Annotated in this window: 5 protein-coding genes and 1 pseudogene; 5 read left to right on the top strand and 1 reads right to left on the bottom strand. The window is 62.6% G+C overall.

The annotated features are described in order from the left end of the window. Positions 1 to 28: 28 nt before the first annotated feature. The 4 genes and pseudogenes from QZY48_RS15630 to QZY48_RS34845 form a co-directional block, all read left to right on the top strand. Complete coding sequence (locus tag QZY48_RS15630; RefSeq protein ID WP_295432449.1) at positions 29 to 271, top strand: hypothetical protein; 243 nt, start codon at positions 29 to 31, stop codon at positions 269 to 271. A 38-nt stretch (positions 272 to 309) separates the two neighbouring features. Further along, positions 310 to 564 carry a type II toxin-antitoxin system Phd/YefM family antitoxin gene (locus tag QZY48_RS15625; RefSeq protein ID WP_295432447.1) on the top strand — a complete coding sequence of 85 codons (255 nt, stop codon included), beginning with the start codon at positions 310 to 312 and terminating at the stop codon, positions 562 to 564. Then, positions 561 to 770, top strand: a complete 210-nt coding sequence (locus QZY48_RS15620) for a hypothetical protein (protein ID WP_295432446.1) — start codon at positions 561 to 563, stop codon at positions 768 to 770. The genes QZY48_RS15625 and QZY48_RS15620 overlap by 4 nt, the downstream gene beginning before the upstream one ends. A 12-nt stretch (positions 771 to 782) precedes the next feature. Further along, positions 783 to 869, top strand: a pseudogene (locus QZY48_RS34845) (DUF4357 domain-containing protein); the annotation flags it as partial. On the opposite strand, the gene QZY48_RS15615 reads toward QZY48_RS34845, so the two are convergent. Next, the gene (locus tag QZY48_RS15615) at positions 866 to 2,371 is read right to left on the bottom strand and encodes a sensor domain-containing diguanylate cyclase (RefSeq protein ID WP_295432444.1); all 1,506 of its coding nucleotides are present in this window, start codon (positions 2,369 to 2,371) and stop codon (positions 866 to 868) included. The pseudogene QZY48_RS34845 and the gene QZY48_RS15615 overlap by 4 nt on opposite strands. Positions 2,372 to 2,448: 77 nt before the next feature. On the opposite strand from QZY48_RS15615, the gene QZY48_RS15610 reads away from it, so the two are divergent. Next, positions 2,449 to 2,742 (top strand): type II toxin-antitoxin system prevent-host-death family antitoxin, encoded by a 294-nt coding sequence (locus tag QZY48_RS15610; RefSeq protein WP_366929703.1) that lies wholly within the window; start codon positions 2,449 to 2,451, stop codon positions 2,740 to 2,742. Positions 2,743 to 2,920: the final 178 nt, after the last annotated feature.

The raw sequence follows: 2,920 nt of genomic DNA, 5'->3' as shown, positions 1-2,920 counted from the left end.
CGTTGTCGTTGTCGTAATCGGAGAAGCGATGCAATTTGGGGTGCGAGCGAATCCGGAGCGCCACGATAACCTCGATTACGACAACGACAACGACAACGACAACGGCGCTAAAGGCATACAGTCATTTCGATTGCCGACGCGCGGTCCGCACAGCGGACCCTACGGTTTGGCTCCGCGCCCGTCGAGTCCGCTGTGCGGACCAACGACCTCGCGGCGAGGAAGGCGGCTGGAACCCATGCCACGGCTTGCCGATGGTGCGGAATCGGCCTAGACTGGCATTTGTAGCACGCAGGACGAGGGCCATCGGCCATGCAAGAGATCGTCTCCATTCGCGATGCCAACCAGCATCTCTCCCGCTACCTGGAGCGGGTTGAGCAAGGCACCGAGATCCTCATCACCCGTCGCGGCCAGCCCATCGCCCGTCTGCTGCGGGTGGACCCCCAAGGCGGCCTCTCCGAGGCCCAACGTGCGGCCCGCGAGCGGTTGCGTGCACGCATGGAGACTGGCTACGCGCTTGGCGGCGTGCGCCTCGATCGTGAGGCCCTGCACGAGCGCGGCGAATGACCGGGCAGCGCTTCAGCGTTGACACCAATATCCTGATTTACAGCATCGACCACGACTTCGCATTCTGGGATGCCATGCTGGTGCAAGCCGCCAGGGCCGCGGGCGTGACCCGCCTGTTGACTGAGGATATGCAGGACGGTCGCGTCATCGGCGCGATGCGCCTGGAGAATCCGTTCAAGGCGGGTTTCGACCTTCAGCTGGTTTGAGATACAGGCTTTTCAAGCCCGAGCGCGGCAGCTTCCGTTATTCATGGTGGTGGCGTAAATGGACTTACTGAATGGAGAACAGAACGGTCACCTGATTAATGAAGATCGGCGGCCGATACGACGCGCCCCTTGCCTTCCTGCTTGGCCCGGTACATGGCCGCATCGGCCGCCGCCTGCAGAGTTTCGGGTGTCTGTCCGTCCTCGGGGAAACGTGCGACGCCGATGCTCGCCGAGACTCGCCGCTCGCCTCCCTTGATCTCCATGGGCGCGCTGACGCGCGCGATCAGGCGCTCGGCCACCTCGGTCAGATCCTGTCCGCCGTCGCAGTATGGCATCAGGATCAGGAACTCGTCCCCACCCCAGCGGCAAACCGTATCGGTGCTGCGCACCGTGTCGAGCATCCGCCGTGAGACCGTCTTCAAGACCTCGTCACCCGCCGCGTGCCCGGCGCTATCGTTGATCGACTTGAAATCGTCCAGGTCCATGCACCAGAGGGCAGTTGCCGAGCGACTGCGCTTGGCCAACAACAGGCAGTGATCCAGTCGGTCCGCGAAGAGGGTACGGCTCGCCAACCCGGTCAGCGGATCGAACAGGGCCAGTTGGCGCAGTGCCCGGTTGGCAGTGGCGAGCCGCTCCCGACCCCGGAGCACCACGGTCACCAGGACCAAGGCCATGAATATCAGTGCGACGGAGGTTGCGACCGGCCACAGCCAGACGATCCGCGCTGATACCCGATGGTCCAAGTCTTTTCGTGAGAAGCCGACCAGCATGACCAGCGGCAGATTGTCCACCTTGTGGTAGCTGAAGAAGCGGAAGATGCCATCGATCGGGCTCGTGTTCTCAAAGGTTCCGGTCGGGGCCTGAGCGAGGGCGCTCCACAGGGGGCTCGTGATGGGTACCGCCCACTTGGCGGGGTCCGGTTTCGGCACGCGCGCGCGCGGCAGTCGGTCCGCGGTGCCGACCAGGGACACCAGGTTCTCCCCGCCCATGTGCAAGCCACTGAAGTAGTCTGCGAAGGATTCGGGGTCCAAGGCGGCGAGCACCACGCCGCCGAATGATCCGTCTGGATTGTCGATGCGTCGGGTCATGCTGAAGCGAAGTTCGCCCGTCACGCGGCCCGGACGCACGGCCGAGATGAAAATCTGGTCATCGGGGGTCTCCCGATGGAAGTGGAAGTAGTCACGGTCAGCCACGCTGAGGTTGAGTATTGCCGGATCGTGGCTGATCAGGACAGTCCCCTGCGGGTCGATGAGATAGAGGTTGTACACGACGGACCGGTCGAATTTCAGTGTGTCCATATAGCGTTCGGTCGCAGTGAGCGAGCCCGTCTGGCGGTAGACCCACCGGGTCCCGCTCAGGAGCGCATCGACATGTTGCGTCAATTCAATGCTGTGCTGTGTGAAGGCATCGGCGGCGAGGCGGGCCTCAATGGCAGCTTGGCCGCGCTCCGCGCGGACGGTGGCGTGGATGACATAGGCGCTGGTTCCCAGGATGATGAGGCTGGCCAGCCCGGCCGTGAGCCACAGCAGCCAGAGTCGACGCCTGAGCAAGGGCGCTGGTTTGCGCTGCGCCCCGCTGGGGACGTCCTCTGACTCGATCACGGTAGAAATCCTGTCGTGCGACTGCCGTCAACTTTGATATCTTTTAAGTATAGAATCCCAAATCGAAAAAGTATAGAATCTCAGATCGAAAATTAGGTCAATCCGGGAGAATACCCGATGAGCGGCTGGCTCGGCGCCGTCCTATTCGCGCTCAAGAGATCGTCTCCATTCGCGATGCCAACCAGCATCTCTCCCGCTACCTGGAGCGGGTTGAGCAAGGCACCGAGATCCTCATCACCCGCCATCTGGCTCCCACGCTCCGGCGTGGGAGCAAGTCCAGACGCTCCAGCGTCGCGCAGGCATTCGGGCCGCTGGAGCGGCCAAGACTGCATTCCCACGCGGAGCGTGGGAACGAGAAGACGAGATATTGAGCATTGCGCTTCACCCAAGCGTACCGTCCATGGCACTGGATTCCGGCATCCTGCCGGAATGACGGGGTGCTTATCGTCTCGCTCCCACGCTCCGGCGTGGGAGCAAGTCCAAGTGATCCGGCTCACCCATCAGGCGATCCGGATGCTGCGAGATCCCGTTGTTTCTTCTTGGCGTCTT

The organism is uncultured Thiodictyon sp. (assembly GCF_903828115.1).
GTDB lineage: Bacteria > Pseudomonadota > Gammaproteobacteria > Chromatiales > Chromatiaceae > Thiodictyon.
Note: the sequence above shows the minus strand (reverse complement) of the source record. Positions and strands in the feature narration are given on the sequence as shown.

Bases quoted from the DNA above. Each gene is read 5' to 3' on its own strand.
- QZY48_RS15630 (WP_295432449.1), top strand. From the start codon at position 29: ATGCAATTTGGGGTGCGAGCGAATCCGGAGCGCCACGATAACCTCGAT.
- QZY48_RS15625 (WP_295432447.1), top strand. From the start codon at position 310: ATGCAAGAGATCGTCTCCATTCGCGATGCCAACCAGCATCTCTCCCGC.
- QZY48_RS15620 (WP_295432446.1), top strand. From the start codon at position 561: ATGACCGGGCAGCGCTTCAGCGTTGACACCAATATCCTGATTTACAGC.